This is a genomic window from Thermodesulfobacteriota bacterium (genome assembly GCA_039028315.1).
Classification (GTDB): domain Bacteria; phylum Desulfobacterota_D; class UBA1144; order Nemesobacterales; family UBA2774; genus CR02bin9.
The window spans coordinates 1-3,913 of record JBCCIH010000203.1 but is presented as its reverse complement, the minus strand read 5'-3'; the positions used below and the strand labels follow the sequence as shown (position 1 = coordinate 3,913).

The 3,913-nt window shown below is 41.3% G+C and carries 5 protein-coding genes; 3 read left to right on the top strand and 2 right to left on the bottom strand.

All coding sequences use genetic code 11. The features are described 5' to 3' along the window. Positions 1-1,070, top strand: a 1,070-nt coding sequence (locus AAF462_10685) for an NAD(P)/FAD-dependent oxidoreductase (protein MEM7009589.1), incomplete at its 5' end; no start/stop codon positions are given. 81 nt (positions 1,071-1,151) lie between these two features. On the opposite strand, the gene AAF462_10680 is transcribed toward AAF462_10685, so the two are convergent. Together AAF462_10680 and AAF462_10675 are read right to left on the bottom strand one after the other, a co-directional pair. Then, positions 1,152-2,201, bottom strand: coding sequence for a hypothetical protein (locus AAF462_10680; GenBank protein MEM7009588.1), 1,050 nt, complete (start codon positions 2,199-2,201; stop codon positions 1,152-1,154). 312 nt (positions 2,202-2,513) lie between these two features. Beyond that, a complete protein-coding gene (locus AAF462_10675; GenBank protein ID MEM7009587.1) occupies positions 2,514-3,068 on the bottom strand; it encodes a hypothetical protein in 555 nt (184 codons plus the stop codon). A 190-nt stretch (positions 3,069-3,258) separates the two neighbouring features. Here AAF462_10675 and AAF462_10670 point away from each other — a divergent pair, with 190 nt between their 5' ends. Continuing rightward, positions 3,259-3,627 carry a cupredoxin domain-containing protein gene (locus AAF462_10670; protein ID MEM7009586.1) on the top strand — a complete coding sequence of 123 codons (369 nt, stop codon included), beginning with the start codon at positions 3,259-3,261 and terminating at the stop codon, positions 3,625-3,627. A 104-nt stretch (positions 3,628-3,731) separates the two neighbouring features. Further along, a partial coding sequence (locus AAF462_10665) for a hypothetical protein (protein MEM7009585.1) occupies positions 3,732-3,913 on the top strand: 182 nt, incomplete at its 3' end.

Below are 3,913 nucleotides of genomic sequence, written 5' to 3'. Positions count from 1 at the left end.
GCAAATCTGAGATAAAAATGGATAATGTCAGAGTAGATGTAGTAATTATAGGTGCTGGAATAGCAGGCCTAGCAGCGGCTCGAGAATTAAATTTCAAAGGATATTCAATCGCAGTTCTAGAGGCCAGAGACAGAATTGGCGGGCGATTGCTGTCTGATTCTAAATTTGGACTCGACCTAGGCGCCACTTGGTTTTGGCCAAACGAGCCCAGGATTACAAAGCTTGTTTCGGATCTTGGAATTGAAACATTCCCCCAGCACACATCCGGAGATGCCTTATATCAGACCCCCGATGGTGTCGAGCGCATACATGGAAACCCTATTGATGTTTATTCAAGCAGATTCACTCATGGGGCCCAATCTCTAGCAGCAGCAGTTGCAAAAGGGCTGCCAGATGGTGCTATTAGACTGAGTGAGCCTGTTGCCCAGATCATCTCATCAAATGCGGAAATACATATAGAAACTAAAGTTGCCACATACTCAGCCAAGCATGTTGTACTTGCCATACCGCCTCCATTAGCTGTTACAACTATTGAATTTAATCCACAACTCCCTGAACAGTTATTTAAATTAGCAAGAATCACACCTGTATGGATGGGGCCTATAACTAAATTAGTGGCAATTTATTCTGAACCTTTTTGGCGATATGAGGGTCTTGCGGGATCGGCAATCAGCTACGTTGGACCAATGAGAGAGGTTCATGATATGAGCGGGCCTGATGGTGAGCCTGCAGCGCTTTTTGGTTTTGCTCCGCCCCAAAAAGTTAGTCAGCCAACATTCTCTAGAGAGTCACTACTTGAACAGCTTTCTGCACTGTTCGGTGCTAAAGCCAAGAAGCCAAAGGAGCTTTATATACTTGATTGGAGGCACGAGCCTTATACATCACCTCCAGAAGTTGAACGTCTTGTTACTTATCAAGCATTCGGGCAGCCTGCGTTTGCAGAGCCTCAAATGGAAGGCTTTTTGCATTGGGCATCGACTGAGACATCAGCTGAAAATCCGGGGCATATTGAAGGTGCGCTTGCAGCTGCGCATAGGGCAGTAAGTGCTATAACACAAGAGTCTGAATAACAGATAAGACAAAATTAGTTCTTCAAATAAAAAAGGGAGCCATGAGGCTCCCTTTTAAGTTTTACACTTCTTTTTATCTAATTAAGATCTTGCCATTCTTCTAACTGCTACAAACAGAATTGGAGCAAATAGAATTAAAGCAGGTATTGCAGCTTTTGTGCTCATGCCGGCGCTTGCTATAGAACAGCTACTGCTGCTTCCACTTCCTGCTTTGTCTTTAAAGGCTATATATGTGGGCCCATCTAGTGTTCCATTTCCTGGCGGAACGAAAACTCCAAGAAAAGCTCCAGTAAATCTTGAATACTGAAGAACCTCATCTGTTTCGAAGCTACAAACAAACATGTTACCAGTTCCGTCAAAGCTAAAGTCTATACACTGCGGATCATCAAGACCTCCTGATCCTGCAGATACGAATGCTCCGAGGAATGTTCCGTCACTGGCGCTGTACTGTAAGATTTCATCTGTACCGCTGCTGGCAACGAAAAGTGAATCAGTCTCTTGGAAAAATAGAGCTGATGGACTATCAAGACCGCCGCTTCCAGCACTTACAACAACTCTTATAAATGCTCCGGTGTTACGGTCGTATTCAATAACTTCGTTACTTAGCTCACTTGTAACGTAGAGATTTCTGTTTAGACCATATTTCATGTCACTGGGACCATCAAGACCGCCAGATCCTGCAGACACAAAAACACCGATAAAATCTCCAGTGTCTGCGTCGTAGCGAAGAACCTCATCTGTATCAAAACTTGATACGAGAAGATCTCCGTTAGAAGCAAAGAGAAGAGATGTCGGGCAGATAAGTCCGCCAGAGCCAGAAGGGATAATGATACTGATCAATCCGCCGAATCCGCCGTCATAATAGAGAACTGAGTCATTGCCACAGCTTGAGACATAAATGTTCTCGTTTCTATCAAACAGTGTGCCCTCAGGTCCTTGAAGCGGGCCATTGTCAGCGAACACTCTAAAAAACTCGCCGTCATCCGGCTCAAATTCTAAAATTCTGTCGTTACCCAAACTGCTAATAAATGCACCTGATGCGCTAGCTATGCTTGTCCAGCCAAATACTGTAACAATAGCAACTAGAGCAAATACAACTAATTTACTTGGAATAAAAGGACTGTTATTCATCCTTACACCTCCATATGAGTTTTTAATCTCTAATGCTACCCATCCTAAGTCGTACACAGTTAAACATACCAACCATATATTAAAATGCTATAAAGAACTGTCTGTCAAAACTTTTTCCTACCATTTTCCATTCTACCTCAAATTAACTAGGATATCTAGAACTATTTTCTATACCGAATGGTCAAAAAAATATTCATTCTAGGTGAGTTATGAGCAATACTTATCAAATAGATGAAAGATTCTGTTCTGGTTTTCTAGGGCGTGTGCTAGGTGAATAATAAAATGAACTACATTTACTCTGACAGCATTCTACTAAGGATCAGGAAATCCAGGCGGAGCCTGATCGAACCCATGTAGTTCTTGAACGCACTCATTAACTCCATTACGAGTATGAGAGACCATCGTACCTACTAGAGTATCACTGCTTGGACACTGGGTTATTTCAACCTCATCACAGGTTATTTCAAAATTTGGTACATATCTGTGAGTTACCTGCCATCTGCCGAAACCAACATCCATAAAGTCACTTGTGGGAAGCCTAACCGTCTTTGTGCAAGTAAGTGCTCCATTTTCTTCGATGGGCACTATACCTACTGCAGGTGCGTTAATAGTTATAGGGTTAGAGCTCGGAGCATCAGTACGAGTGAAAGTAAAAGAAAGAAAATTTTCTGTATCGCAACAGTTTGCAGCGTCACAATCATCAGGCACAGTAAATTTCATTGCTGCTTCGAAACAAGCCCCCTCAGATGCTGGAGGAACTTCTGAAGCGTTAGGACAGCCATAAATAAATAACAGAAATATAGAAAATAGTACAATAGGTATGTATTTAAAAGCTAGAACACATTCTTGGTTTGATAATAATTTCATTTAAGCAAAACCCCCCGCCAAAAGTTTTACCTTGCAAACCTCTTAATAATCATTGAACCATATTTTGATTATAGAATAATTCATGAGCTGGGTCAAATGGGAAAATCTTAAACCACTAATAGGTTAATAATATGAATCTTAAAGTTTAATATTCTTATCTAATATATAAACGTCATTAGGAGGGATTATTATGAAAAGATTGACCATTTTCCTTTTTCTACTCTTTATACCTGTAAGTTTTGCTACTTCTCAAGAAGTTCAGCAAGTCGAAATTATAGTGGATAGTTATTCCTTTAAGCCTGAATCTGTCACAGTTGAAGCCGGGCAGCCTGTTGAGATCACTCTTAGAAGCATTGCTTCAACGGTACCGCATGATTTTACGATTGATGACCCTGAGTCAGGATTCTCAGTAACACAAGATGTGAAGGGCGGACGTGATGCCACTTTTACATTCACACCGGAACAGCCCGGGACATATAAGTTTTACTGCGGCAAAAAGGGATTGTTTGGAGCCTCACACGAAGACAAAGGCATGGTCGGAACTCTTATAGTAAACTGACGCTCAAACCACGTCCCAAATCTCTGCCCATATACTCTTTGTTGACTAATTATATTTAAGCTAAGTATAATTCAGTCTAAATCTACGATGCGGAGAGGATAGGGATGATACAAAAAGATTTTAACTTAAAAACATTAGTTCTAACTGCCTTACTTTTAACACTTTTCAGTCTAAGCGCCGCGCAAGCTGAGCAATTATTATATGTTGCCAATGTAGATGAAGATAATGTTCTTGTCTTCAATGGTGATAATGGAGGATTTATCGACGTATTTGCTTCAGGCGGCGG

What these genes read in the sequence shown, in the direction of transcription:
- AAF462_10680 (MEM7009588.1), bottom strand. Translation starts at nt 2,201, where the DNA reads ATGAATAACAGTCCTTTTATTCCAAGTAAATTAGTTGTATTTGCTCTA.
- AAF462_10670 (MEM7009586.1), top strand. Translation starts at nt 3,259, where the DNA reads ATGAAAAGATTGACCATTTTCCTTTTTCTACTCTTTATACCTGTAAGT.
- AAF462_10675 (MEM7009587.1), bottom strand. Translation starts at nt 3,068, where the DNA reads ATGAAATTATTATCAAACCAAGAATGTGTTCTAGCTTTTAAATACATA.